We start from the raw sequence: 24,175 nt of genomic DNA, 5'->3' as shown, positions 1-24,175 counted from the left end.
CTTAAGTGGCAATCGGGGCGCTTGTTAAACGTCATCTCCTGGACACCCGGCCGCTGGGCGTGCCCGCGTACCGGCGGATCTGGATCGGCCAGTCCGTCTCGCACGTGGGCAACGCCGCGACCCTCGTCGCGGTCGGCCAGCAGGTCTACGTCCTCACCGACTCGTCCTTCTGGGTGGGCCTGCTGGGCATGGCCAACTTCATCCCGCTGGTCGCCTTCGGCCTGTGGGGAGGGGCGGTCGCCGACGCCGTGGACCGGCGCCGGCTCCTGCTGATCGGCTCGGCCATCTCGTGGGCGAGCACGCTGCTCATCCTGCTCCAGGCGCTCGCCGGCCTGGACAACGTCTACGCCCTGCTCGCGGCCGTCGCGCTGAACGCCACCGGCTTCGCGATCAGCTCGCCCACCCGGGGCGCGATCATCCCCCGCATCCTCACCCCCGAGCTGGTGCCCGCGGCCAACGCCCTCAACTCCCTGGTGTACAGCCTCGGCGCCATCGCCGGGCCGATGATCGGCGGCCTCGTCCTCGCCTGGTCCGGCTACGCGGCCGTCTACGCGCTGGACGCCGTCCTGTTCGGCGCCGGCCTGTACGCCGCGCTGCGCCTGCCGCCGCTCCAGCCGGAGGGCGAGGTGCGCCGGCCCGGCGCCCGGGCGGTGGTCGAGGGGCTGCGGTTCATCCTCGGCAGCCAGGTGCTGCTCATGTCGTTCGTGGTGGACATCATCGCGATGGTGCTCGCGCTGCCCCGCGCCCTGTTCCCCGAGGTGGCGGCCGAGCGGTTCGGCGGCGACCCCCTCGCCCTCGGCTGGCTCAACGCGTCCATGGCGATCGGCTCGGCCGCCGGGGCGCTGTTCTCCGGCTGGGTCGGCCGGGTCACCCGGCAGGGGATCGCCCTGGTCGCCGTCATCGCCGTGTGGGGGCTGTCGGTCGCCGCGGCCGGGTTCGTCCACCAGTTGTGGGCCGTCGTGGCGTTCATGGCCGTGGGCGGGGCGGCCGACGTCGTGTCGTCCGTGTGGCGGCAGTCCATCCTCCAGCTCCACGCGCCCGACGAGATGCGCGGCCGCATGCAGGGCGTCTTCCTCGTGGTCGTGGCCGGCGGACCGCGCCTGGGCGACCTGCGGGCCGGCGCCACGGCCGTCGCGTTCGGGGTGGGGGCGGCCTGGGTGGGCGGCGGGCTCGCGTGCGCCGCCGCCGTGCTGGCCGTCGGCCTGTCCGTCGCCCGCTTCAGGGACTACCGCGCCGATCGTTGACGGCGCCCGCCTTCTCTGGAGCCCTCCTGAGCCCGTGCCGTGTTCAGGCGGCGCCGTTCACGGTGCCCGCGGCGACCCGGAGGTCGGCGAGCAGGCCCGCGTAGGCCGCGTCCCGGTCGGGGGCGCGCAGCACCGCCGACGGGTGGATGGTCGCGATCGCCAGAGCCTCCCCCAGGGGCACCGGCTCCCCGCGCTGCCGCGTCACCCGGAAGGCCGGCCCCAGCAGCGACCGCGCCGCCGTGGCGCCCAGCACCACGACCACCTCCGGCTCCACCAGCGCCAGCTCGGCCGTCAGCCACGGCCGGCAGGCGTCCACCTCGGCCGCCGTCGGCTTCTGGTGGATGCGCCGCTTGCCCCTGAGCACGAACGAGAAGTGCTTGACCGCGTTCGTCACGTAGACGTCGTCGCGGTCGATGCCGGCCTCCTCCAGCGCCCGGTCCAGGATCCGCCCGGCGGGCCCGACGAAGGGCGCGCCCTTGCGGTCCTCCTGGTCGCCCGGCTGCTCGCCGACCAGCATGAACCTGGCCGAGGCCGGTCCCTCGCCGAAGACGGTCTGGGTGGCGTCGCGATACAGCTCGCAGCCCTGGCAGCGGGTCGCCGCCTCACGCAGGGAGTCCAGGTCGAGGCGGTCGGGAAGGAACGGGGCCGCCCCGTTGTTGCCGTCCTTTGCCATCGCCGGTCCTTGTCCGCGAGTTCCGCAAGTAAGGTTTCCTCTGACTTGTGTGCCCGAGGCGGACGGGCTCAGTCCCCGCCGTGACCGGCGTAGCATTCCAGTTGGGAGGAGCCTTGACCGCACACGGCCTGATCGACACGACGGAGATGTATCTCCGGACGATTTACGAGCTTGAGGAGGAGGGCATCGTTCCCCTCCGGGCGCGCATCGCCGAGCGCCTCCAGCAGAGCGGCCCGACGGTGAGCCAGACCGTGGCCCGCATGGAGCGCGACGGACTGGTTCGCGTCGAGGGTGACCGGCACCTGTCGATGACGGAGCTGGGCCGCACGCTCGCCACGCGCGTGATGCGCAAGCACCGCCTCGCCGAATGCCTGCTGACCGAGGTGATCGGCCTGCCGTGGGAGGAGGTGCACATCGAGGCGTGCCGCTGGGAGCACGTGATGTCGGAGTCGGTGGAGGCGCGGCTGGTGACGCTGCTGCACAACCCGACGACGTGCCCGCACGGCAACCCCATCCCCGGCCTGGCGGAGCTGGGGGCCAAGGAGCCGGCCGACGAGACGGGTCTGTCCATCCTGACCTCGATGTCGGCGCTCGCCGGTCCCCGGGACGTACCGGTCGTCGTGCGGCGAATTAGCGAACAAGTGCAAAGCGATCCCGCCGTGATGCTTAAACTCAAGCAAGTTGGGATACAACCCGGACGCGAGGTCACGCTCGCGGCGAGCGACGACGGTGTACGGGTGACAGGTGACGGTGACGCGAACAACACTCCCGCGGAGCTACCGCGCGACGTTGCCGCGCACGTTTTCGTCTCCAAGCGCTGACGCGCGCGCTGCTGCTTGGTTGAATCCCTCGAGGGAGGCCCTCCACTCCCCTCCGGTCAAGACTGTTGCAGGAGCGCCCGTGGTTCGCTTTGCGCACATGCCTCCCCGAGGAGTGGTCTCCGGATGAAGCGCTGGGGGGATCTTTCCGAGGACGCGGCCGACCACCTCGCCGCGGAGTCCGTCCTCGACCACGCCGAGATGGCCGTCGTCGTGACCGACCGCTTCAGCAACCTCCTGTACTGGAACCCCTTCGCGGAGAAGCTGTTCGGCCGGCCGGGCAAGTCCGTGGCGAGCGACACGTCGGTGCTGTCCCTCGGCATCCTGGAGAAGGACCACCCGCTCGCGATCGAGCTGGCCAAGCACGTGCTCAAGGGCGGCGTCTGGGAGGGCACGTTCGACGTGCGGCGCGGCGACGGCACGATCGTCTACGTGCGCGCCCAGGCCGTGCCGCTGCGCCACTCCTCCGGCTCGGTGACCGGCATCGTGATCACGGCGCGCGAGGCGCTGCGCAGCAACGAGCGCGAGAAGGACCGCTTCGGCCTGCTGGAGCGCATCGGCGAGCGGCTCGCGGGCTCCCTGTACGTCGAGGAGACGCTCAAGCGGGTCGCCGAGATGCTCGTCCCGCAGTTCGCCGACCACTGCTTCATCGAGCTGATGGAGGGCGACCGCCTGGTGCGCCGGGTGTCGCAGCACGTGCAGGGCTGGACCCCGCCGCCCGGCAGCTGGAAGCCGGTCGGCGCCGAGATCCGCTACCCGCCCGGCCACTACGCCGAGGTCGCGATGCGCCGCCAGGAGACGATCCTCGTCGAGGACTTCTCCTCCAGCAGCTTCCCCGCCCCCAGCGAGAACAGCGCCAAGCTGTGCGGCGAGGTCGGCATGACCTCCGCCATCGTGGCGCCGCTGTGCGTGCGCGGCGAGACGCTGGGCCAGATGTACCTCGGGCTGTCCAACCTGACCGACCGGCGCAGCCCCCACTACGACGCCTTCGACCGCGACTTCGTCGGCGCCATCGCCACCCGCGTCGCGCTCGCCATCGACAACGCGCTGCTGTTCGAGGAGGAGCGGCACACCGCCGAGTCGTTCCAGAAGCACCTGCTGCCGCGGGCGCTGCCGAAGCTCGACGGCCTGCAGATCGCCGTGCGCTACTACCCGGCGGCGCCGCTCGCCTCCCACGGCCAGGGCATCCAGACCCAGGTCGGCGGCGACTGGTACGACGTGATCCCGCTGTCGGCGGGCCGGGTCGGCATCGTCATCGGCGACGTCGAGGGCCGGGGCGCCCGGGCCGCGGCGATCATGGGTCAGCTCCGCGCCGCCCTCCGCGCCTTCGCCCAGGACGACAAGTCGCCCGCCGACATCCTCGCCCGGCTCGACGAGTGGACCCGCATCATCGCCACTCCCGAGAAGGACGACAACGGCGCCGACGTCAGCGTCCCGCCCATCGTGACCTGCCAGTACCTCGTCTACGACGCCTGGTCGCGCACGCTGTCGTTCGCCAACGCCGGCCACGCGCCGCCGCTGCTGCTGGTCGACGGCCAGTGCGTCGAGATGGACATCGAGGAGGTCGGCCAGCCGCTGGGCGTGCGCGCCAAGGGCCTGCACGCCGATCTGGTCTACAAGGAGCAGACCCGCGTGCTGCCGCCCGGCGCCGCCCTGCTGCTCTACACCGACGGCCTGGTGGACCGGCGCCCCAACCGCGACGGCCAGATGCCGAGCGACGAGGAGACCCTCGGTGTGCTGTGCGAGAAGCTCGCCAAGTACGCCGACGCCGAGGTGGAGCGGGTGGCCGACGCCGCCACGGTGGCCGTGCCCGGCGAGATCGACGACGACATGGCGATCCTCGTGGTCCGCTCCAGCCAGGCGGACCTGGACGTGGAGGAGCGCACCTTCCCCGCCCAGCCGATCATGGTCGGCGAGGCGCGGCGCATGGCCTCGGAGGCGTTCGACGCCTGGAACGTACCTGAGGAACGGGCCGAGCTGGCCTGCCTGCTCGTGTCGGAGGTCGTCACCAACGTGGTGCTGCACGCCGCGAGCGCCAGCGTGCCGCGCCGCGAGCTGACCGTGGACGGGCCGCTGCCGTTCGACGAGTCGTGGGACGTGCCGGGCTTCGAGGACGAGGTCGTGGGCGAGAAGGAGTTCACGCTGCGGCTGCGCCGGGGCGACGAGGCGGTCTGGGTCGAGGTGTTCGACCAGGATCTGCGGCTGCCGCGCATCCGCAGCGCGGGGGAGAACGACGAGGGCGGCCGCGGCCTCTATCTCGTCGACCAGCTCGCTCGGCGTTGGGGCTCGCGTCCTACCAGGGAAGGCAAAGCCGTCTGGTTCGAGATTCCCACCCGCAGCCGCTGAGTGGTTCACTCCTCAGCATGGAGTTGGCCTTCGAGCGGCGCGGCGCCGGTCCGCCGCTGATCCTCGTCCACGGCATCGGCCACCACTGGCAGGGCTGGCTGCCGGTCATGGACCGGCTGGCCGCCTCGCGCACGGTGATCGCGCTCGACCTGCCCGGGTTCGGTGTCTCGCCGCCGCTGCCCGCCGGCACGCCGTACACCGCGGAGGCGCTGGCCGACGCGGTCGAGGCGTTCTGCGAGCTGCTGGGCGTGCGGGAGCCGCACGTGGCGGGCAACTCGCTGGGCGGCTACATCGCGCTGGAGCTGGCCTCGCGCGGCGTGGTCCGCACCGCCACCGCGCTGTCGCCGGCCGGCTTCTGGTCGCGCTCGGAGCTCCTGTACGCCCGGACGGTGCTGCGCACCGTGCGCGCGTCGGCCGCGGCCCTGTCGCCCGAGCAGGCGGCCCGGGCCGCCGCCACCCCGGCGGGCCGGGCCCTGAGCGCCGGGCTGCTGGTCGCCCACCCCTCCCGGCTGGCGCCGGAGGCGCTGGTGGCCGCCTCGCAGGCGATGGCCGCCGCGCGGGGCTTCGAGGAGACGCTGGAGTCGTTCGCCGGGATGATGCCGCCCGCGCCGCCCAAGGCGCCGATCACGATCGCCTGGGGCGAGCACGACCGCCTGCTGCCGCGCCGTCAGGCCGTGCGCGCCGCCCGGTGGTCGGGGCAGCGGGTCAAGCTGCTGCTCGGGTGCGGGCACCTGCCGATGAGCGACGACCCGGAGCTGGTGGCCCGGGTGCTGCTGGAGGGCAGCGGCGGTCAGGCGGCTCCGGAGTAGCCGTCAGGCGGCTGCGTGAGGGGCCGTCAGGCGGCTGCGTGAGGGGGCCCGTCAGGCGGCTGCGTGAGGGGCAGTCAGGCGGCTTCGAGGTTGGCCGCCATGCGGCGCAGCACGTCGATGGTGGCCGCGTACTCCTCGGCGCTCACCCCCTCGGCGGCGCGGCGGCGGATGCGGCCGACCTGCTCCGCGAGCGCCGCGTGCGCGCGCCGTCCCTCCTCGGTGAGCGCGCCGCCGTCGGCCCATCCGCGGGAGGCCAGGCGTTCCTGCGCGTCGTCCACCCCCGAGAACGGGGAGAGCTGGGCGCCGGGGTCCTCGCCGGCGGACAGCACGTTGAGCGCCTGCCACTCCCGGCGCGACACTCCTTCCGCCACCAGGGTCGTCGTGAGCACGTTCTCGAAGAGCTCGTCCAGGTGCTTGAGCCAGTAACCGATCATCTTCTGCATGGATGTAGAATAGCAACTATATGTACGATGACAACAATCTTGAGGCAGTCGAGCGCGCGATGGTCGCCATCCGGCGCAGGCAGAGCAGGCGGGTCCTGGCGCGGCAGCACGGCGCGCCCGCTCCGGAGCACGAGGTGCTGGACGTGCTGGAGGCGGCGGGCGAGCCGGTGACCGTGTCGGCCGTCGCCGAGGCGCTGTCGGTCGACCAGCCGCGGGCGAGCCGCCTGGTCGCGGCGGCGGTGTCGGCCGGACTGGTACGGCGCGAGGCCGACCAGGCCGACGGCCGCCGGGCGCTGCTCGTCATGACCGAGGCGGGGCGGGAGGCGGTCGAGCGGGCCCATCAGGGCAGGCGGGCTACCTTCGACCGGGCCATGGCCGGATGGACCGGCGACGAGCGCGCGCAGTTCGCGCGGCTGCTCGCCCGCTTCGTCGAGTCGCTGCCGGGCGGCTAGAAGACCGGGCGGCCGGCTAGCGGAAGGTCTGGCCCCAGAGCAGCAGCATGACGATCACGAAGACGATCATGATCCCGGCGTAGCCGACGGCGCCCAGGCGCAGCGCGCGCCGCACGCGGTTCAGGCCCCAGGCGAACAGCAAAGCGAGGAACACCAGGAGGATCAGGCCGCCGTCCATGCTGCCCAGTATGCGCCGCCGCAGGGCCCGGCGCGCGGCGATGCCCGGTGTCCGCCGGGATCCGGGGCCGCGTCGCCGGTCAGAAGCCGAACGACCGCCCGATGATCTCCTTCATGATCTCGGTGGTGCCGCCGTAGATCGTCTGCACGCGGCTGTCCACCCACGCCTTGGCCACGGGGTACTCCATCATGTAGCCGTAGCCGCCGTGGAGCTGGAGGCAGCGGTCGATGACCTTGGTCTGCAGCTCGGTGGTCCACCACTTGGCCTTGGCCGCGTCCAGCGCGGTCAGCCGCCCCGCGTTGAGCGCGAGGACGCACTTGTCGACGTAGTGCCGGGCGATCTCCGTCTCGGTGGCCAGCTCCGCCAGGACGAACCTGGTGTTCTGGAACGACCCGATGCTGCGGCCGAACGCCTGGCGGCCGCGGCAGTACTCCACGGTCTGCTCCAGCACGGTCTCGGCCGCCGCGACCGCGCCCACCGCGATCGACATGCGCTCCTGCGGCAGGTTGCGCATGAGCTGGAAGAATCCCTGACCCTCGTCGGGGCCGAGCCGGTTGGCCACGGGCACGCGCACGTTCTCGAAGAACAGCTCGGCGGTGTCCTGCGCCTTCATGCCGATCTTGTCGAGGTTGCGGCCCCGGCCGAACCCCTCCATCCCGCGCTCCACCACCAGCAGCGTGATGCCCCGCGCCCCGGCCTCCGGGTCGGTCTTGGCCACGACCACGACGAGGTCGGCGTTGACGCCGTTCGTGATGAACGTCTTCTGCCCGTTGAGCACGTAGTGGTCGCCCTCGCGGACCGCGGTGGCGCGCACGCCCTGCAGGTCGCTGCCCGCGCCGGGCTCGGTCATCGCGATCGCCGTGATCAGCTCGCCGCTCGCGAAGCCCGGCAGCCACCGCTGCCGCTGGGCGTCGTCGGTCAATTCCACCATGTACGGGGCCATGACGTCGTTGTGCAGCGAGAACCCGAGACCGGTGGCGCCGTGGCGCATGATCTCCTCGACGATCACGGTGTTGTAGCGGAAGTCGGTGACGCCGGCGCCGCCGTACTCCTCGGGGACCGAGAAGCCGAACATCCCGATCTCGCCGGCCTTCTTCCAGACCTCGCGCGGGACGATGCCGTCCTTCTCCCAGCGGGCGTGGTGGGGGGCCACCTCCCGGGCCATGAACTCGCGCACGGTGTCGCGGAAGAGCAGGTGCTCCTCCTCGAAGAGGTCTCGCTCCATCGGTCTCCTCCAGGACGGGCGGTACGGAGGCCAGAATACGATTCTGTTACCTGGAGATATACCCCGCTGAGCGCCTGCTTTGTGGAGTGGACACGGCTTCATCACAAGTGCCGAACATCGGCTGATTGAAAGTGAAATCGCCTTAAGATCTACCTTCGGTCGATGTGTGTCGGGAGTGTCCGTGAATCGGTGGCGCAAGGCGTTGATCGGCGCAACGGTCGGCATGGCCGCGTCCGCCGCCTTCGTGGCGGCATCCCACCCTGGGCAGGCCGAGGCATCGCTGGTGGCCAAGTACCTCTGCACGGGCGGGGTCGCCGGTGACACGGGCGGGGTGCTGCTGGAGGCGAGCGTCACGCCCAGGCTCACGACCGGGGGCATGCTGGACGTGGGCTGGTCGATCAGGTACCTGAGCGCCAAGAAGTTCGGCTCGCCGGGCTTCTTCCCGGCGGGCTCCACGCTGAACCTCGAAGGCGTCGTGGACATCAGCGGCGCCTGGTACGGCCAGCTTCGGCCCAAGGGCTCCCAGGACCAGGCCGAGCTCGTGCCGGGCGACTTCCTCAAGCTGCCCTCGGGCCTGTCCGACGCGGGCTCCGTGCAGCGCCCCGGCACCATCCGGGTCAAGCCGGCCGGCCTGGTCGTCAGGTTCAAGCCCGCCAAGGGCGAGGTCACGGTCAACGACAACAAGCTCGTCACGTACACCGGGGACTGGAACCACCACCAGACGCCGGAGGAGTACGCCGACCACATCTACGACCTGCACACCACCACCACGAAGGACGGCGTCGCCAAGCTGGAGTTCAAGGGCACGCAGGTGGCCTACATCGGCCGGCGCGAGCCCGGGCTGGGCCCCGTGCGCATCCTGCTGGACGGCCAGACGGTGACCGACCCCATCGTGGAGCCCGACAAGGACCGCAACGGCGTGCCGATGACGGGGACCAAGTCCAAGGAGGTCCTCTGGACCTCGCCGGAGCTGCAGTACGGACCGCACACGATCGAGGTCGTCAACGTCGAGGCCAAGACCGCGCACGTGGACGCGTTCCGGGTGACGACGGGTGAGATCACCGAGCCGCCGTCGCACAACGAGGCGGTCTGCGCGCTCCAGGGCGACCCCGGCGCCATCGACGTGACCGTCCCCGGCGCGACCCCCACTTCGTCGAGTCCCACACCGACGACGCCCACCCCCACCGTGACGACCCCCACGCCGACGGGCACCGGTACCCCCACGACGCCGAACCCGAACAACTCCTCGCCCTACTCCCACACCCCCGGCACGTCCCACGTCAGCGTGGTCACCGGAGGCGTGCGGACCGCGACGGCCACGGCGACGGTGACGCCGACCCGGTCGCCCAAGCCGACCACCACCAGGTACGTCAAGGCCCAGGTGGCCAAGACCCCCAAGGGCGGGGTGGACACGGGTGAGGCGCCGGAGCCCGCGAGCACCTCGTACGGACTGGTCGCCGGCGGCTCACTGCTGCTGATGGGGAGCGCCACGGGCGGGCTGCTGCTGCGCAGGCGGCAGGCCGCGCACGCCGGAGGAGGTCGCTGATGAGCGAGCACACGACTGGGCCGACGAACGAGCCGACGCCCGCGTTGCCTGTCGGGAAGGCGAGCGAGCGCGCGCGGGCGCGCAAGGCGGCGTTCAACAAGGCGATGCCAGGGCTGCTGGTCGCCGGCTCCCTGGGCGGCGTGGGCGCCATCATGGCCGGGCTGCTGTCGCTGGCTCCCGCCGTGGACGACGGCTCCGTCCCCGTTCCGGGCGCGGTCGCACAGGGCGAGCCGGGCACGGTGCAGATCCAGAACATGGGCGCGTTCGTGCTGTCGCCGACGGTCGGCCCGGGCGGCAAGGACGTCCCCCTGACCCCGGCCCGCCTCGACGCGCCGCCGCCCCCGGCCGCGGCCCCGATCGTGGCGGCGATCCCGCCCGCGAAGACCACGACGAAGAAGAAGCCCGCGCCGACCCGCATCAAGATCCCCAAGATCAAGGTCAACGCGCTGATCGGCTCGGTCACGGTGGACCTCAAGGGCAACCTGACCACGCCGCCGCTGTCCAGGCCGAACCAGGCGGGCTGGTACCGCTTCTCGCCCGTGCCCGGCGAGCTGGGCCCCTCGGTGATCAACGGCCACGTGAGCACCCGCAAGGGCGCCGCCGTCTTCTACCGCCTGCGGGAGCTGGCCAAGGGGGACGCGATCTACGTGTACCGGTCGGACAAGAAGGTGACCAAGTTCACGGTCAGCGGGATCGAGCAGGTCGGCAAGACGTCGTTCCCGACCGGCCGGGTGTACGGCAACACCGCGAACGCGCAGCTCAGGCTGATCACCTGCGGGGGCGTCTTCAACAAGACGGCCCACTCCTACACGGACAACGTCATCGTTTACGCGACCTTGTCCAAGAAGAAGGGCTAACACCGTATTTGCGCAGGTTTCCCGGTTTACAGGAGATTTACAGCCACAATTCGTAGGATCTCAACCTAACCGTGACCAGTGGCTGCCAGTCTGGTACGCCTGTTGAACCTGTGCCGAAACGGAGAAGGACAGTGCTGACGTCCAAGGCGCGGCGCCGCCGCCTCGCCCTCAAGACATCCGCCTTAGCCGCAGCAGGTGCAGGTATCTTCGGTGTCGTCCCCGCCGTGGCCGCCCTCGCCACTCCTGTGGAGCGCCCATACGTCTGCACGCCGGCCACCGGGGCCGGGGTCCCATCGCCTGCGCCCACCATGACAGTTCCCTTCAGCATGGAACTGGTGACGCCAGCGGCGGCCACGCCGCATGCGACGGTGACGGTCAACTGGCAGATCGTGCAGCCCACCACCGGAGCATTCACCGCGCCGGCCACGATCAGCGCCCAGGCCACCCTCGCCGCCGAGGCCACGGTGACGCCGAGCGGCACGCCGATCACCTCCTTGCCCGTCGTGGCCTCGGGCGCGGTCACGCCCTACAGCGCGATCACCCCGGGCGCGACGCCGCAGCTCCCCAACATGAAGATCGTGGTGACGCCGACGGCGACGGGCACGGTCGCCATCAAGGGCGACGCGTTCGCGCTGAAGGTCAACAACACCACGTGGTACAACTGCGCGCCTCAGACCGCAGGCGGCGGCCCCACACTGGCCTTCGTCGTCGGCACCGGAACCCCGACCAGCACCTCGACCTCGACCTCGACGTCGACCTCCACCTCGACCCCCAGCAGCACCCCCACCACCCCAACGCCGACCCCCACCAAGACCACCCCCACCCCCAAGAAGACCAGGACGAGCTACGTCACCGTGGTGGAGACCCCCAAGAAGCGCTCGTCCAAGACGCCCAAGGCCGGGGCCAACACCGGTGCCGGCGGCGAGGCGGGCCCCGACGGGCGGATGTTCATGCTGGTGGGCTCGGCGTTGATCCTGGCGGCGGGCGTCGGCGGGCTGGCGATACGCCGCCGCGGCATCAGCCGGGGCTGACGGCGCCATGGCCCCCCACTACCCCTACGGAGGCGAGCCGCCCGACGACCCCGGCGGGCGGGTGCTGCGCACCGTCCTCATCCTGGCCGCCATCGCGGGTGTGATCACGGTCGTGGCCGGCATGCTGATCGTCTTCAACTCCCCGGAGGAGTACGGGCTGGCCTCCTCGCGGCGGGACCAGCTCGCGCTGGGCGCCCAGCCCGACGGCAAGACCACGGGACAGCAGCAGGCGCTGTTCAAGGCCGCCCCGACCGTGCCGCCGCCCCTGCCGCTGCCCGACCCGGCGCCGCCGATGATGCCCTCCAGCCCGGTCCGCATCGTGATCAAGAAGCTGGGCGTGAACGCCCCGATCAAGTCGCTCGGCCTGGCCAAGGACGGCACGATCCAGGTGCCGCCGGCCAACAACCCGAACCTGGTCGGCTGGTACCGCGAGATGGCCACCCCGGGCGAGGCCGGCGCCGCGGTCATGCTGGGCCACAAGGACACCTACACGCGCAGCGCCGTCTTCAGCCGCCTGCACGAGCTCCGCAACGGCGACACCATCGAGGTCAAGCGCCAGGACGGCATCACGGCGGTCTTCACCGTCGGCGGCATCGAGCAGGCCAGCAAGAAGACGTTCCCGACCGAGCGCGTCTACGGCGGCCGGGCCAACGCGCAGCTCCACCTCATCACCTGCGGTGGCACGTACAACCACGCGATAGGCCACTACACCGATAACATCATCGTCTACGCGACGATGACGAGCTCCTATCGAAGCTGATCGCGGAGGCGCGCATGGGCTGGATGGCGAAGCGGAGACTGCGTACTGGCCCGACGGCGGCGTTGCCCGCCAAGCCGGTCCGCGGTGAGGTGCTGCGACTGGTGCGGCTGGCCGATCCGGACGCCCGCGAGGACGGTGAGGACGTCGTCGCGACCGACGTCCGGGTCCACGCGCCGGTGGAGGCCGAGCCCGACCTGGTGGGCGGCGTGCTGGAACAGGTGTGGGCCGTGCGGGTGTCGGCCGAGGGGCCGCTGCCGTTCGACTTCTTCGACCGCTACCTCGCCGAGGGCCTGGCGTTCCGGCTGGGCGGGCTCGCGGTGTGCCGGGGCGAGGTGAGCGATCCGGCCGACGAGGAGGGCGGTGGGCCCGCCGTGATCGTCCCCGTACGGCCGGCGGACGACGAGCTGCGCCCCCTGCTGGAGGCCGAGCTGGACGAGGTCGAGCAGGAGGAGGAGTTCGTCCACGCGGGCGACGGCGTGCGGGTGCTGGTCGTGCCGCAGAAGGGCCGGCCGCCGGCCGTGGGCGAGCTGCTGCCGTTCGCCTCCGACCTGACGGCGATCGAGCTGCGCGGCGACGACCCGGAGCGGCTGGGCGCCCTGGCGCTGCGGCTGGCCGAGGCGCTGAACGGCCTGGTGGTCGACCGGTGGCGGTTCCGGGTGGACGACGTCGCCGATCTGATGCCTCCGGCCGAGCAGGCGTAGAGCATCGTTCTGTTGTAGTCTCTCCCTATAACCGAATAATGCTCGGTTTCAGGAGGCACTGTGGCAGAGGCGTACATCGTCGGGGCGGTCCGCACCCCGGTCGGCAAGAAGAAGGGCGGCCTTTCCACCGTCCACCCCACTGACCTGGCCGCGCACACGCTCAAGGCGCTGATCGACCGCACCGGCGTCGACCCGGCGGCGGTCGAGGACGTCATCATGGGGTGCGTGATGCAGTTCGGCCCGCAGAGCATGGACATCGCGCGCAACGCGTGGCTGTCGGCCGGACTCCCCGAGACCACGGCCGGCGTCACGATCGACCGGCAGTGCGGCTCCTCGCAGCAGGCGGTCCACTTCGCCGCCCAGGGCGTGCTGTCCGGCACCCAGGATCTCGTCGTGGCGGCCGGCGTCGAGTCCATGAGCATCGTGCCGATGGGCGCCTCGATCACGGCGGCGCTGGAGAAGGGCATGCCGTTCCCGTTCGGCGACCTGTGGGGCGAGCGGTACGGCAAGCAGGAGATCTCGCAGTTCCGCGGCGCGGAGCTGATGTGCCAGAAGTGGGGCCTTACCCGGGAGGAGCTGGAGCGGTTCGCGCTGGAGTCGCACCAGCGGGCCGCCAAGGCGGTCGCCAACGGCTACTTCCGCGACCAGATCGCCCCGGTCAACGGCGTCGAGGACGACGAGGGCCCGCGTCCGGACACGACGCTGGAGAAGATGGCCGAGCTGAAGACGCTGAAGGAGGACGGCCGGATCACCGCGGCCACCTCGTCGCAGATCTCCGACGGCTCCGGCGCGGTGCTCATCGCCTCCGAGCGGGCGGTCCGCGAGCACGGCCTCACCCCGCGCGCGCGGATCCACCAGCTCGCGCTCATGGGCGACGACCCCGTCTACATGCTGACCGCGCCGATCCCCGCCACCCGCAAGGCGCTGGACAAGGCCGGCATGTCGATCGACGACATCGACGTGGTGGAGATCAACGAGGCGTTCGCCCCGGTGCCGCTCGCCTGGATCAAGGAGCTCGGCGCCGACCCGGCCCGGGTCAACCCGAACGGCGGCGCCATCGCCCTCGGCCACCCGCTGGGCGCCACGGGCGCGATCCTCATGACCAAGCTGCTGCACGAGCTGGAGCGCACCGGCGGCCGGTACGGCCTGCAGACGATGTGCGAGGGCGGCGGCCAGGCCAACGTCACCGTCATCGAACGGCTCTGATCCCGAGCAGAGGTCCAGCGCGGCGCCCCGGCCCCACGGGGAGGCCGGGGCGCCGCGGTGGTGTGCGGGGGCCCATGGCGTACGGGCCGCGCGCCGCACTCACCACCATCCCGGTAGTGGTCTAGCGCCCCTTGGGCGGGATGCGCCGCGGCGGCGCGACCGGCCGCTGCGGCATCTTGGGCATCTTCCGGGGCGCCGGCGACGCCGGGGTCCCCGGAAGACTCGGGGCGTTCTTCTTTCGCTTACCGCTGGCGTGTACTCGCATACGAGGCTCCTTCACGTGACTCGTGACGCGGCTGGGGAAAGCCGGTCGACAAGCTCAGCTGCCGCGTCTGGGACGGACTCGCCGGCGGGAGTGGACACCGCCGGCGGATGGGCTGCCGAGTGGCCGGGCCGATCGGGGTCGGCCCCGCTCATCACAGGAAGAAACGCATGTCCTAGACGGTAAGGGGCGTCCCGGAAGGGGCGCAAGCGATTATTTCCGCGAAGCCTTCGTCGAGAAGCTAGTCCAGCCGCGCCGGGGCGGTGTCGTGGACCTGCTGGAAGATGACCGACGTGCGGAAGCCCGCGATCTCGCGCCGCTTGCTCAGCCGGTCCAGCAGGAACGCGTGCAGGTGGTCGAGGTCCTGCACCGCGACGTGCAGCAGGAAGTCGTCGCCGCCCGCCAGCACGAACACGCTGAGCACCTCCGGCAGTTCGGCGGCCGACTGCTTGAACGCGTCGATGACCTCCCGGCTGAGCGGGCGCACCTGCACCGACACCATCGCCTGGACCGACCGGTTGAGCGCCGCGGGGTCGATGTCGGCGTGGTAGCCGCGGATCACGCCGCGGCGGGTGAGCGCGCGGACGCGTTCCAGGCAGGTGGAGGGCGCCACGCCGAGCTTGCGGGCCAGCTCGCGGTTGGACTGGCGCGCATCTGTTTGGAGAAGGCGCACGATCGCCGAATCTAGTTCGTCCATGACGGCAGTCTCGCACCGGTTCCGGCCGACTGTTCGGCTGCTACCCCATCAGAGCAGGCGAATGACTAGTTTTTCGGGGTATGACAGGACAGATCGGTGGGCGGCTCGGGGCCGCGCAGGGGACGGCGTTGCTCGTGGGCGCGGTGCTCGGGCCGGGGATGCTGGTGCTGCCGCACCTCGCGGCCGCCGCGGCCGGGCCCGCCTCGGTGCTGGCGTGGGCCGCGCTGCTGCTGCTGAGCGTGCCGGTGGCGCTCACCTTCGCCGCGCTCGGCGCCCGCTACCCCGACGGCGGGGGAGTGGCCAGCTTCGCGGCGCTGGCGTTCGGCCGGCGCGCCTCGGCGGTCGTCGGCTGGTGGTTCTACGGCGTCATCCCCGTGGGCGCGCTGGCCGGGGCGCTGGTGGGCGGCGAGTACGTGGCCGCCGCCCTCGGCCTGGACTCCCGCGGCGGGACCTGGGCGGTCGCCGCGGCGCTGCTCCTGGTGGCGTTCGCGGCCAACGCCGCGGGGCTGCGCACCTCCGGGGGGCTCCAGCTCGGCATGGTGCTCGCCCTGGTCGCGGTGCTGGCCGGCGCCGTGCTCACCGCCGCGCCGCACGCCGCGGCCGCCAACTTCACCCCCTTCGCCCCGTACGGCCTGACGGGGGTGGTGGACGCGGCCGGGGTGCTGCTGTTCGCCTTCGTCGGCTGGGAGGCCGCCAGCCACCTGTCGGCCGAGTTCGCCGGCGGCCGTGGGCTCACCCGGGCGACCGTGGCCACCCTGGCCGTCATCACGGTCCTCTACCTGGGCGTGGCCCTCACCACGATCGGCGTGCTCGGCCGGCGCGCGGCCGAGAGCCCGGTGCCGCTGGCCGCGCTGCTGGAGGTCGGCGCCGGCTCCGCCGCCCGGCCGGTCGTCGGCGGCGTCGCGGTGCTGCTGACCTTCGGCGCGATCAACACCTACGTCGCCGGCGCCTCCCGCCTAGGGGCGGCGCTGGCCAGGGACGGCGCGCTGCCCGCCTGGTTCGCGCGGGGCGGCGGGCCCGGCCGCACGCCGTACCGGAGCCTCGGGCTGCTGGCCGTGGCGACCGCCGCGACGACCGCCCTGGCGCTGGTCTGGACCGTGGACCTCGACACGCTGATGCGGGCCACCTCGGCCTGCCTGGCGGCGGTGACCGCGGCCGGCGTGGCGGCGGCCGTGCGGGTGCTGCCCCGCGGGCGGCTGCGGGTCATGGCCGTGGTTGCGACCGTGCTCGCGCTCGCCGCGCTCGCCTGCTGCGGGCCGTACCTGCTGGTGCCCGCCGTACTGGCGCTGGTGGCCCTGGTGGCGACGCGCGCCGCGGCCCGCCGCCCGGTGGCACGCGTGACGATCCCTTGAGGTGATCTCGCCGGAGCGCCGGGTACACAGGCATTCCCAGGGGGCGTAACGTCGGCGGGAGGATGCCATGAGCGAGTACGCGAAGGCGAGAGAGCTCGGCGAGCAGGCCCGCGAGAAGGAATGGACCCGCCCCAGCTTCGCCAAGCAACTGTTCCTCGGAGACTTCCGGCTGGACCTCGTGCGCCCAGCGCCCGCACCCGCCGAAAAGGCGGCAAAGCGGGGCGAGGACTTCGTCCGCGCGGTGCGCAGGTACCTGGACGCGCACGTCGACCCCGCCGAGATCGAGCGCACCGCCCAGGTGCCCGACGCGGTGGTCAAGGGCCTGGCGGGGCTCGGCGCGTTCGGCATCACGATCGGCGAGGAGTACGGCGGGCTCGGCCTGCCGTACCTGTACTACTGCCGCACCCTCATGCTGGTCGGCTCGTACTGCCCCGCCCTGGCCACCCTGCTGTCGGCGCACCAGTCGATCGGCGTGCCGCAGCCGCTGAAGCTGTTCGGCACCGAGGAGCAGAAGCGCGAGTTCCTGCCCCGGTGCGCGCGGGGCGAGATCTCCGCGTTCCTGCTGACCGAGCCGGACGTCGGCTCCGACCCCGCCCGCCTGTCCACCACCGCGGTGCGCGACGGCGACGAGTACGTCCTGGACGGCGTCAAGCTGTGGACCACCAACGGCGTCGTCGCCGACCTGCTCGTCGTCATGGCCCGCACCGGCGAGAAGGTCAGCGCGTTCGTCGTCGAGGCCGACACGCCGGGCATCACGGTGCAGCGCCGCAACAGCTTCATGGGCCTGCGCGGCATCGAGAACGGCGTCACCGAGTTCCGCCAGGTCAGGGTGCCGGCCCGCAACCTCGTCGGCCGCGAGGGGCAGGGCCTGAAGATCGCCCTCACCACGCTCAACACCGGCCGCCTCTCCCTGCCCGCCACCTGCGCGGGCAACGCCAAGTGGGCCGTCAAGATCGCCCGCGAATGGGGCAACGCCCGCGTCCAGTGGGGCCGCAGCGTCGGGCGGCACGAGGCCGTCGCCACCAAGATCTCCTTCATCGCGGCCACCGCGTACGCCCTGGAGGCCGTCTGCGACCTGACCAGCCGCATGGCCGACGACCAGCGCAACGACATCCGCATCGAGGCCGCCCTGGCCAAGCTGTACGCCTCGGAGCTGTCCTACCAGGTGCTCGACGAGCTGGTCCAGATCAGGGGCGGGCGCGGCTACGAGAGCGCCGAGTCGCTGGCCGCCCGCGGCGAGCGCGGCGTGCCCGCCGAGCAGATGCTGCGCGACTCCCGCATCAACCGCATCTTCGAGGGCTCCTCCGAGATCATGCGCCTGCTCATCACCCGCGAGGCGGTCGACGCCCACCTGTCGGCGGCCGGCGAGCTGATCGACCCGGACGCCCCGCCGCAGGCGCGCGCCCGGGCGCTGCGGCGGGCCGGCGCCTTCTACGCCCGCTGGCTGCCGACGCTGGTGGCCGGCACGGGCAACCTGCCCACCTCGTACGCCGACTTCGGCCCTCTGGCCCACCACCTGCGGTATGTGGAGCGGACCAGCCGCAAGCTCGCCCGGTCCCTGTTCTACGGGATGTCCCGCTGGCAGGGACGGCTGGAGCACCGGCAGGCGTTCCTCGGCCGGATCGTGGACATCGGGGCCGAGCTGTTCGCCATGACCGCGGCCTGCGTCCGGGCCGAGGAGGACGCCGCCGACCTGGGACGCCGGCCGTACGAGCTGGCCGACACCTTCTGCCGGCAGGCCAGGCGGCGGGCCGACGCCCTGTTCACCCGGCTCTGGGACAACACCGACAGCGCGGACGTCCGGCTGGCCCGGTACGTCCTCGACGGCCGCTACGGGTTCCTGGAGGAGGGCGTCCTCGACCCGTCGATCGAGGGACCGTGGGTCGGCGCGCCCGAGGGCGGGGAGAACCTCCGCAGGAAGATCACCTGACTCTGGTCTAGACCGGTTGTGAGCAGTTTCAGCCGCAGATGTTGCCGAACCGAGACGAGCCGGTATAGACCGGCTGTCGAAAGCGGGCTTACGCTGACGCAAACGCGTGGCGAGACGGCTCACGCACCCCCAAATCCCTCTGGGCGGGACGGCAACTGGTACGGACCAGCAGGACCCCGTCCGACGAGAAGGCGGTACACAGGTGAGAATCAAGCTTGCGGGCGGCGCCGCTCTCGGCGTGGCGGCCATGCTGGTCCTGTCCAGTTGCGGCTCGGGCTCGGGCGGCTCCGGCTCGTCCGGCGACCAGAAGTCCTCCGACGGAGGCCAGGTCACCCTCAAGATGGTCGCCGCCGACTACGGCGACGGCCCCGGCAAGCCCAACTCCGGCGAGACGTTCTGGAAGGGCGTCGTCGACGAGTTCCAGGCGGCCAACCCGAACATCAAGGTCGAGGTCCAGGTCATCAACTGGAACGACATCGACAAGCAGGTCGCCACCATGGTCCAGAACGGCCAGGTGCCCGACATCCTGCAGACCGGCGACTACTCGGGCTTCGCCAAGGACGACATGCTCTACAAGGTCGAGGAGGTGCTCTCCCCGAACGTCTCCGGCGACATGCTGCAGAAGTTCGCCGAGTTCGGCAAGGTCGACGGCACCGCCTACGGCATCCCGTTCGTCTCCTCCGCCCGCGCCCTGTTCTACAACAAGGAGCTGTTCACCAAGGCCGGCATCAGCGAGCCGCCCAAGACCTGGGACGAGCTCAAGGCCGACGCCGAGAAGCTGAAGAAGGCCGGCGTCAGCCAGCCGTTCGGCCTGCCCCTCGGCCAGGAGGAGGCCCAGGGCGAGTCGTTCCTGTGGATGCTCGGCAACGGCGGCGGCTACAAGGACGCCTCCGGCAAGTGGGCCATCAACTCCCCGCAGAACATCGAGACGTTCACCTACCTCAAGGGCCTGGTCAACGCCGGCCTGACCACCCCCAACCCGGGCACCAAGGACCGCAAGACGGTCTGGGAGGACTTCGGCGCCGGCAAGGTCGGCATGGTCAACGGCGGCCCCATGTCCATCCCGATCTTCGACGCGGCCGGCCTGAAGGACAAGTACGGCGTCGCGCCCATCCCCGGCAAGTCCGGCCCGCTCGACACCACGCTCGGCGTCATGGACTGGATCATGGCGTTCAACAAGAACGGCCACGCCGCCGAGATCAAGAAGTTCTTCGACTTCTTCTACACCGGCTCCGCCGCCCAGAAGATCAGCGACACGTACAAGCTGCTGCCCGTCACCAACGGCGGCATCCAGAAGCTGTCGAGCGACGAGAAGCTCAAGCCGTTCCTCGACGCGCTGCCCAACGCCAGCTTCTATCCGTTCCAGGACCCCAAGTGGGCCGACGTGAACCCGGCGATCAAGCAGACCATCGGCGGGGCCGTCAAGGACGACCCGGCCAAGGTGCTCGGCGAGCTCCAGAAGACCGCCGACGCCGGCTGACCCCTCGGCGCACCGTACGGCCGGCGTCTCGCAGCCGGGACGCCGGCCGTACCGTCCTGGAAGGTAGTTCATGAGAAGGTTGCGCGCCCTGGAGCCGCTGGCCTGGACCGGGCCCGCCGTCGTGCTCATCGCGCTCGTCGTGCTCTGGCCCGTCGTCGAGATGATCCGGTCGTCGTTCCTCAAGATCAACCGGCGGGGAGTGGAACAGGGCTTCTACGGCTTCGCCAACTACGACAAGCTGTTCGGCGAGAAGGACTTCGCGGACATCATGGTCCGCAGCGTCATCTGGGTCGTCGCCGTCGTCGCCCTGACCGTCCTCATCTCCCTCGCCCTCGCCCAGCTGTTCAACCAGCGCTTCCCCGGCCGCCGCGTCGCCCGCTGGGCGCTCATCGCGCCCTGGGCCGCGTCCGTGCTGATGACCGCGATCGTCTTCAAGTGGATGCTCGACCCCGAGGTCGGCGTCATCAACCAGATCCGGCTCAAGCTCGGCCTCATCGACGCGCTCGGCGGCGCCCCGGCCGACCAGCTCGGCGACGCCTCCACCGCCATGCCGTGGTTGATCTTCGTCGCCGTCTTCGTCTCCGTGCCGTTCACCACGTACGCGCTGCTCGCGGGCCTGGCCACCATCCCGGCCGACGTCTACGAGGCGGCCAAGATGGACGGCGCGTCCAAGCTGCGCACCTACTGGTCCATCACGCTGCCCCTGCTGCGGCCCGCCCTGACCGTGGCCGCGCTCATCAACGTGATGAACGTCTTCAACAGCTTCCCCATCATCTGGGCGATGACCCACGGCCAGCCCGGCTACTCCACGGCCACCTCGACGATCCTCATGTTCATCCTCAAGGGCTCGAACATCGGAGAGTCGGCCGCCATGTCCGTGGTCAACTTCGGCATGGTGCTCGTCCTGACCGTGATCTTCCTCAAGGTCTCCCGCTGGAACAAGGAGGTGGCCTGATGGCCGTCACGACCGCGCCCCCGGCCACCGGCCACCAGCACGCCCGGCCCCGGCCCCCCGGCCGGCGGGCCATGCCGAAGCTCAAGACCACGATCACCGCGGCCGTCGCCTACGTGATCGCGTTCGTCTTCGTGTTCCCGTACCTGGTGATGCTGATCACCTCGCTGCGGCCCCAGGACACGCTGCGCGAGGCCACCCTGCTGCCCACGAAGTGGGACCTGTCGAGCCTGACCGGCTTCTGGAGCAGCGGCCTGGCCGGCAACCTCATGGTCACCCTCAAGGTCGCCGCCGGGTCCACGATCCTCGTGCTGCTCGTGGCCCTGCCCGCCGCCTACTACTCCGCCCGGCACAACTTCCGGGGCCGCACGGCGTTCCTCATCCTCGTGCTCGTCACCCAGATGTTCCAGCCGACCGCCATGCTCGTCGGCATCTACCGCGAGTTCTACGAGTTCGGGATGGTGGACTCGATCTGGTCGCTCATCCTGGTCAACGGCGGGTTCAACCTGGCGTTCGCGGTGTGGATCCTCAACGCGTACTTCTCGTCGATCCCGCGCGAGCTGGAGGAGGCCGCGTTCATCGACGGCAACGGCCGCTTCGGGGCGCTGTTCCGCATCACGCTGCCGCTGGCCATGCCCGGCGTCATCACCGCGCTGATCTTCACGTTCATCGCCGCGTGGAACGAGTTCGTGGTGGCGCTCACCCTCGCCACCACGCCCGAGAACCAGCCGCTCACCGTGGCGCTCAACTCGTTCATCGGTCAGTACCAGGTGGACTGGCAGAGCCTGTTCGCCGGCTCGGTCATCGCGACCATCCCGGTGATCATCCTGTTCGCGCTGATCGAGCGGAAGGTCGTCGGCGGCCTGACCGCCGGCTCCATCAAATGACGGCCGCCGGCGGGCGCGGGCCGCTCACCCGGGGGCGCGGGCGATCTACTGGGGGACGCGGGCGACGCAGAACACCGTCTGGCCGAACGGCGGCGTGATGAACCGCTCGATCAGCCGCGTCGCCGGCACCACCGTGCGGTCGTAGATCTTCACCAGCCGCGGGTCGGGGTAGCCCACCCCGCCCCGCCGCACCGCGGCCCACCAGGCGATGCCGCCCAGGAAGTTGATCGGCTTGAGCACGTCGATGTCGAGCCCCGCCTTGGCGACCGTCGAGCGCAGCGTCTTGGGCGTGTAGCGCTGCACGTGACCCACCTTGCGGTCGAAGTCTCCGTAGAGCTGCATGTAGCCCGGCACCCAGATGATGATCCGGCCGCCCGGCAGCGTCACCTTCGCCAGCGAGCGCAGCGCCCCGGCGTCGTCCTCGATGTGCTCCAGGACGTTCATCATCACGACCGTGTCGACCTTGTCCTCAAGCGGGATCTCGGTCGGCAGGCCGAACTGGAGGACGTCGATGTCGTCGCGGCCCGCGAAACGCTTGCGCAGCTGCTCGACGCAGTAGGGGTCGAAGTCGCTCACCACGAGCCGGTCGAGCCGCGGCAGGAACTGCTCGGCGAAGTGGCCCAGGCCGGAGCCGATCTCCAGCATCGACCGCCCGACGTGCGGGGCGACCATGTCCAGCTCGTACTGCCGGTAGTTCTTGGCCTCGTCGCCACCGAGGTGGTTCTCCAACGCCTCGTCGCCGGCCGCCGGCTGCACTACACGGTCATACCCTGAAGACATAGTCCCGTTCCTTTAAGGGCTCGCGGATTGGCCCGAGTCTAGTGCCCGGCCGGGCTCGAAGGTCACATGATGCGCCGAACGGGCCTTCCCAGACCGTCCGGGATGCGGTGGAATCTGACTCGCACATGGACGACGACGAGGCCATCACCCGCTCCCTCGACGGTGATCTGACCGCCTACGAGGCGCTGGTCGCCCGCTACAGCGCGCTCGCCCACCGTACCGCCGCCATGCTCGGCGCCGCCGACGAGGCCGAGGACGTGGTGCAGGAGGCGTTCGTCAAGGCGTACCGCGCTCTGGCGTCGTTCCGCCGCGGGTCGCCGTTCCGGCCGTGGCTGCTGCGGATCGTGGCCAACGAGACACACAACCTCACCCGTTCGCGCGGGCGCAGGAACGGCCTCACCGCCCGGCTCGGCGCCGTCGCCGACCCCGTCGCCCCCGACGACCCGGAGGGCGCCGCCGTGGCCGGGGACCGCCGTGCCCGGCTGCTGGAGGCCGTACGCGCCCTGCCCGACGGGGAACGCGACGCCGTCGTCTGCCGGTACTTCTTACAGCTGACCGAGGCCGAGACCGCCGAGGTGCTCGGCCGTCCGGTGGGCACCGTCAAGTCCAGCACGCATCGCGGGCTGGCCCGGCTGAGGGAGGAGGTGGGCGGTGAACTCGCGTGAACCCCACGACGACGATCGCGACAACGTCGGCGGCGTCGACAACGTCGGCGATTCCGGCGATTCCGGCGATTCCGGCGATCTGCTGGGGCGCGGCGACGTCGGTGGCTTCGGCGACCTCGAAGCCGAGCTGTTCGCGCTCGGCGACGCCCTCGACGTCCCCGCGCCGCCGCCCGCCGACGTCGCGGCGGCCGTCCGCGCCCGCCTGTCCGCCACCCCTGCGTCCCCGGTCACCCGCCCCCTGAAGCGCGCCCACCGGCGCGGGCGCCGATGGGCGGTCGTCGCCGCCGTCGTGCTCGCCGTGGCCGCCCTCACGGCCGCCACCCCGCAGGGCAGGGCCGCCGTGGCCCAGATCCTCCGGTACGCGGGGATCGAACTGCGCCTCGGCGGCGCCCCCACGCCCACCTCGCCCGGCGCGCCCACGCCCACCGCGCTGCCCGGAGAGCGCGCCGTCACCCTCGCCCAGGCCCGCGCCCTGGTCCGCTTCCCCGTCAGGACCCCGGCCGCCCTCGGCGCCCCGGACGTCGTCACCGTCGCCGACGGCGGGCGCGTGGTCTCCATGCTGTGGCCCGGCGGCCTGCGCCTCGACCAGTTCGACGGCACCATCAGCCCGTACCTGTGGAAACAGCTCGGACCGCCCTTCCCCGAGGAGGTCCACGCCGCGGGCCTCGACGCCCTGTGGATCGGCGGCGCCCACCCCCTCGGCTACATCAAGCGCGAGGACGGCACCTCCGTGCCGCTCCGGCAGGCCGCGCCCACCCTCATCTGGGAGAGCGGGGGAGTCGGCCACCGCCTGGAGGGCGCGGGAGGCAAGGACCGCGCCACCCGCATCGCCGCCTCACTGCACTGACCCACCTCACTGCGCTGACCCGCCTTCCCGCTTC

Annotated in this window: 24 protein-coding genes; 18 read left to right on the top strand and 6 right to left on the bottom strand. The window is 71.4% G+C overall.

Annotation, left to right across the window (positions count from 1 at the left end):
• The first annotated feature begins 5 nt into the window (after positions 1 to 5).
• Positions 6 to 1,244, top strand: coding sequence for an MFS transporter (locus HTZ77_RS42690; RefSeq protein WP_328809098.1), 1,239 nt, complete (start codon positions 6 to 8; stop codon positions 1,242 to 1,244).
• 43 nt (positions 1,245 to 1,287) lie between these two features.
• Here HTZ77_RS42690 and HTZ77_RS42685 read toward each other — a convergent pair whose 3' ends face one another.
• On the bottom strand, positions 1,288 to 1,917 hold the full coding sequence (locus HTZ77_RS42685; protein ID WP_205304665.1) for a UdgX family uracil-DNA binding protein: 630 nt from the start codon (positions 1,915 to 1,917) through the stop codon (positions 1,288 to 1,290).
• A gap of 113 nt (positions 1,918 to 2,030) precedes the next feature.
• Here HTZ77_RS42685 and HTZ77_RS42680 point away from each other — a divergent pair, with 113 nt between their 5' ends.
• The 3 genes from HTZ77_RS42680 (at position 2,031) to HTZ77_RS42670 (ending at position 5,890) form a co-directional block, all read left to right on the top strand.
• Positions 2,031 to 2,738: a metal-dependent transcriptional regulator gene (locus tag HTZ77_RS42680; protein WP_175595504.1), complete on the top strand. Its 708-nt coding sequence runs from the start codon at positions 2,031 to 2,033 to the stop codon at positions 2,736 to 2,738.
• Positions 2,739 to 2,861: 123 nt separating this feature from the next.
• The gene (locus HTZ77_RS42675; RefSeq protein ID WP_175595503.1) at positions 2,862 to 5,081 is read left to right on the top strand and encodes an ATP-binding SpoIIE family protein phosphatase; all 2,220 of its coding nucleotides are present in this window, start codon (positions 2,862 to 2,864) and stop codon (positions 5,079 to 5,081) included.
• Between the two features lie 17 nt (positions 5,082 to 5,098).
• A complete protein-coding gene (locus tag HTZ77_RS42670) occupies positions 5,099 to 5,890 on the top strand; it encodes an alpha/beta fold hydrolase (protein ID WP_175595502.1) in 792 nt (263 codons plus the stop codon).
• Positions 5,891 to 5,964: 74 nt separating this feature from the next.
• On the opposite strand, the gene HTZ77_RS42665 is transcribed toward HTZ77_RS42670, so the two are convergent.
• Positions 5,965 to 6,333, bottom strand: a complete 369-nt coding sequence (locus HTZ77_RS42665; protein WP_175595501.1) for a MarR family transcriptional regulator — start codon at positions 6,331 to 6,333, stop codon at positions 5,965 to 5,967.
• 20 nt (positions 6,334 to 6,353) lie between these two features.
• Here HTZ77_RS42665 and HTZ77_RS42660 point away from each other — a divergent pair, with 20 nt between their 5' ends.
• Positions 6,354 to 6,785 carry a MarR family winged helix-turn-helix transcriptional regulator gene (locus tag HTZ77_RS42660; RefSeq protein WP_175595500.1) on the top strand — a complete coding sequence of 144 codons (432 nt, stop codon included), beginning with the start codon at positions 6,354 to 6,356 and terminating at the stop codon, positions 6,783 to 6,785.
• Positions 6,786 to 6,801: 16 nt separating this feature from the next.
• On the opposite strand, the gene HTZ77_RS42655 is transcribed toward HTZ77_RS42660, so the two are convergent.
• Together HTZ77_RS42655 and HTZ77_RS42650 are read right to left on the bottom strand one after the other, a co-directional pair.
• Positions 6,802 to 6,963 carry a hypothetical protein gene (locus tag HTZ77_RS42655; protein WP_175595499.1) on the bottom strand — a complete coding sequence of 54 codons (162 nt, stop codon included), beginning with the start codon at positions 6,961 to 6,963 and terminating at the stop codon, positions 6,802 to 6,804.
• Positions 6,964 to 7,042: 79 nt separating this feature from the next.
• A complete protein-coding gene (locus HTZ77_RS42650; protein WP_175595498.1) occupies positions 7,043 to 8,188 on the bottom strand; it encodes an acyl-CoA dehydrogenase family protein in 1,146 nt (381 codons plus the stop codon).
• A 181-nt stretch (positions 8,189 to 8,369) separates the two neighbouring features.
• On the opposite strand from HTZ77_RS42650, the gene HTZ77_RS42645 reads away from it, so the two are divergent.
• The 6 genes from HTZ77_RS42645 to HTZ77_RS42620 all read left to right on the top strand — a co-directional run bounded on the left by HTZ77_RS42645 (position 8,370) and on the right by HTZ77_RS42620 (position 14,289).
• Entirely contained in the window at positions 8,370 to 9,734 is a 1,365-nt protein-coding gene (locus tag HTZ77_RS42645) for a hypothetical protein (RefSeq protein WP_175595497.1), read from the top strand.
• Entirely contained in the window at positions 9,734 to 10,591 is an 858-nt protein-coding gene (locus HTZ77_RS42640) for a class F sortase (protein ID WP_175595496.1), read from the top strand. The genes HTZ77_RS42645 and HTZ77_RS42640 overlap by 1 nt, the downstream gene beginning before the upstream one ends.
• A gap of 335 nt (positions 10,592 to 10,926) precedes the next feature.
• Positions 10,927 to 11,622: a hypothetical protein gene (locus tag HTZ77_RS42635; protein WP_175595495.1), complete on the top strand. Its 696-nt coding sequence runs from the start codon at positions 10,927 to 10,929 to the stop codon at positions 11,620 to 11,622.
• Between the two features lie 7 nt (positions 11,623 to 11,629).
• Positions 11,630 to 12,382: a class F sortase gene (locus HTZ77_RS42630; protein ID WP_175595494.1), complete on the top strand. Its 753-nt coding sequence runs from the start codon at positions 11,630 to 11,632 to the stop codon at positions 12,380 to 12,382.
• 23 nt (positions 12,383 to 12,405) lie between these two features.
• The gene (locus HTZ77_RS42625; protein WP_175595493.1) at positions 12,406 to 13,083 is read left to right on the top strand and encodes a hypothetical protein; all 678 of its coding nucleotides are present in this window, start codon (positions 12,406 to 12,408) and stop codon (positions 13,081 to 13,083) included.
• A gap of 60 nt (positions 13,084 to 13,143) precedes the next feature.
• The gene (locus HTZ77_RS42620) at positions 13,144 to 14,289 is read left to right on the top strand and encodes an acetyl-CoA C-acetyltransferase (protein WP_175595492.1); all 1,146 of its coding nucleotides are present in this window, start codon (positions 13,144 to 13,146) and stop codon (positions 14,287 to 14,289) included.
• A gap of 503 nt (positions 14,290 to 14,792) precedes the next feature.
• Here HTZ77_RS42620 and HTZ77_RS42615 read toward each other — a convergent pair.
• Positions 14,793 to 15,248 (bottom strand): Lrp/AsnC family transcriptional regulator, encoded by a 456-nt coding sequence (locus HTZ77_RS42615; protein WP_175595491.1) that lies wholly within the window; start codon positions 15,246 to 15,248, stop codon positions 14,793 to 14,795.
• Between the two features lie 80 nt (positions 15,249 to 15,328).
• On the opposite strand from HTZ77_RS42615, the gene HTZ77_RS42610 reads away from it, so the two are divergent.
• From HTZ77_RS42610 to HTZ77_RS42590, 5 genes are all read left to right on the top strand, one after another.
• A complete protein-coding gene (locus HTZ77_RS42610) occupies positions 15,329 to 16,600 on the top strand; it encodes an APC family permease (protein WP_175595490.1) in 1,272 nt (423 codons plus the stop codon).
• 67 nt (positions 16,601 to 16,667) lie between these two features.
• The gene (locus HTZ77_RS42605; RefSeq protein ID WP_175595489.1) at positions 16,668 to 18,530 is read left to right on the top strand and encodes an acyl-CoA dehydrogenase family protein; all 1,863 of its coding nucleotides are present in this window, start codon (positions 16,668 to 16,670) and stop codon (positions 18,528 to 18,530) included.
• Positions 18,531 to 18,732: 202 nt separating this feature from the next.
• The gene (locus HTZ77_RS42600) at positions 18,733 to 20,010 is read left to right on the top strand and encodes an extracellular solute-binding protein (protein ID WP_328809097.1); all 1,278 of its coding nucleotides are present in this window, start codon (positions 18,733 to 18,735) and stop codon (positions 20,008 to 20,010) included.
• Between the two features lie 70 nt (positions 20,011 to 20,080).
• Positions 20,081 to 20,965, top strand: a complete 885-nt coding sequence (locus HTZ77_RS42595; RefSeq protein WP_175595488.1) for a carbohydrate ABC transporter permease — start codon at positions 20,081 to 20,083, stop codon at positions 20,963 to 20,965.
• The gene (locus HTZ77_RS42590; protein ID WP_175595487.1) at positions 20,965 to 21,849 is read left to right on the top strand and encodes a carbohydrate ABC transporter permease; all 885 of its coding nucleotides are present in this window, start codon (positions 20,965 to 20,967) and stop codon (positions 21,847 to 21,849) included. Before HTZ77_RS42595 ends, HTZ77_RS42590 begins: the two co-directional genes overlap by 1 nt.
• A 45-nt stretch (positions 21,850 to 21,894) precedes the next feature.
• Here the strand turns inward: HTZ77_RS42590 and HTZ77_RS42585 are convergent, their stop codons facing one another.
• The gene (locus HTZ77_RS42585; protein WP_328809096.1) at positions 21,895 to 22,605 is read right to left on the bottom strand and encodes a class I SAM-dependent methyltransferase; all 711 of its coding nucleotides are present in this window, start codon (positions 22,603 to 22,605) and stop codon (positions 21,895 to 21,897) included.
• A gap of 131 nt (positions 22,606 to 22,736) precedes the next feature.
• Between HTZ77_RS42585 and HTZ77_RS42580 the strand changes: the two genes are divergently transcribed.
• Together HTZ77_RS42580 and HTZ77_RS42575 are read left to right on the top strand one after the other, a co-directional pair.
• Positions 22,737 to 23,294, top strand: coding sequence for an RNA polymerase sigma factor (locus HTZ77_RS42580; protein WP_328809095.1), 558 nt, complete (start codon positions 22,737 to 22,739; stop codon positions 23,292 to 23,294).
• Positions 23,281 to 24,141 (top strand): hypothetical protein, encoded by an 861-nt coding sequence (locus HTZ77_RS42575; RefSeq protein ID WP_175595484.1) that lies wholly within the window; start codon positions 23,281 to 23,283, stop codon positions 24,139 to 24,141. The genes HTZ77_RS42580 and HTZ77_RS42575 overlap by 14 nt, the downstream gene beginning before the upstream one ends.
• The last annotated feature ends 34 nt before the right edge of the window (positions 24,142 to 24,175 follow it).

This window comes from Nonomuraea montanisoli (genome assembly GCF_013363975.1).
GTDB lineage: Bacteria > Actinomycetota > Actinomycetes > Streptosporangiales > Streptosporangiaceae > Nonomuraea > Nonomuraea montanisoli.
Note: the sequence above shows the minus strand (reverse complement) of the source record. Positions and strands in the feature narration are given on the sequence as shown.

Bases quoted from the DNA above. Each gene is read 5' to 3' on its own strand.
- HTZ77_RS42685 (WP_205304665.1), bottom strand. From the start codon at position 1,917: ATGGCAAAGGACGGCAACAACGGGGCGGCCCCGTTCCTTCCCGACCGC.
- HTZ77_RS42675 (WP_175595503.1), top strand. From the start codon at position 2,862: ATGAAGCGCTGGGGGGATCTTTCCGAGGACGCGGCCGACCACCTCGCC.
- HTZ77_RS42670 (WP_175595502.1), top strand. From the start codon at position 5,099: ATGGAGTTGGCCTTCGAGCGGCGCGGCGCCGGTCCGCCGCTGATCCTC.
- HTZ77_RS42665 (WP_175595501.1), bottom strand. From the start codon at position 6,333: ATGCAGAAGATGATCGGTTACTGGCTCAAGCACCTGGACGAGCTCTTC.
- HTZ77_RS42660 (WP_175595500.1), top strand. From the start codon at position 6,354: ATGTACGATGACAACAATCTTGAGGCAGTCGAGCGCGCGATGGTCGCC.
- HTZ77_RS42655 (WP_175595499.1), bottom strand. From the start codon at position 6,963: ATGGACGGCGGCCTGATCCTCCTGGTGTTCCTCGCTTTGCTGTTCGCC.
- HTZ77_RS42650 (WP_175595498.1), bottom strand. From the start codon at position 8,188: ATGGAGCGAGACCTCTTCGAGGAGGAGCACCTGCTCTTCCGCGACACC.
- HTZ77_RS42640 (WP_175595496.1), top strand. From the start codon at position 9,734: ATGAGCGAGCACACGACTGGGCCGACGAACGAGCCGACGCCCGCGTTG.
- HTZ77_RS42630 (WP_175595494.1), top strand. From the start codon at position 11,630: ATGGCCCCCCACTACCCCTACGGAGGCGAGCCGCCCGACGACCCCGGC.
- HTZ77_RS42625 (WP_175595493.1), top strand. From the start codon at position 12,406: ATGGCGAAGCGGAGACTGCGTACTGGCCCGACGGCGGCGTTGCCCGCC.
- HTZ77_RS42615 (WP_175595491.1), bottom strand. From the start codon at position 15,248: ATGGACGAACTAGATTCGGCGATCGTGCGCCTTCTCCAAACAGATGCG.
- HTZ77_RS42610 (WP_175595490.1), top strand. From the start codon at position 15,329: ATGACAGGACAGATCGGTGGGCGGCTCGGGGCCGCGCAGGGGACGGCG.
- HTZ77_RS42605 (WP_175595489.1), top strand. From the start codon at position 16,668: ATGAGCGAGTACGCGAAGGCGAGAGAGCTCGGCGAGCAGGCCCGCGAG.
- HTZ77_RS42595 (WP_175595488.1), top strand. From the start codon at position 20,081: ATGAGAAGGTTGCGCGCCCTGGAGCCGCTGGCCTGGACCGGGCCCGCC.
- HTZ77_RS42590 (WP_175595487.1), top strand. From the start codon at position 20,965: ATGGCCGTCACGACCGCGCCCCCGGCCACCGGCCACCAGCACGCCCGG.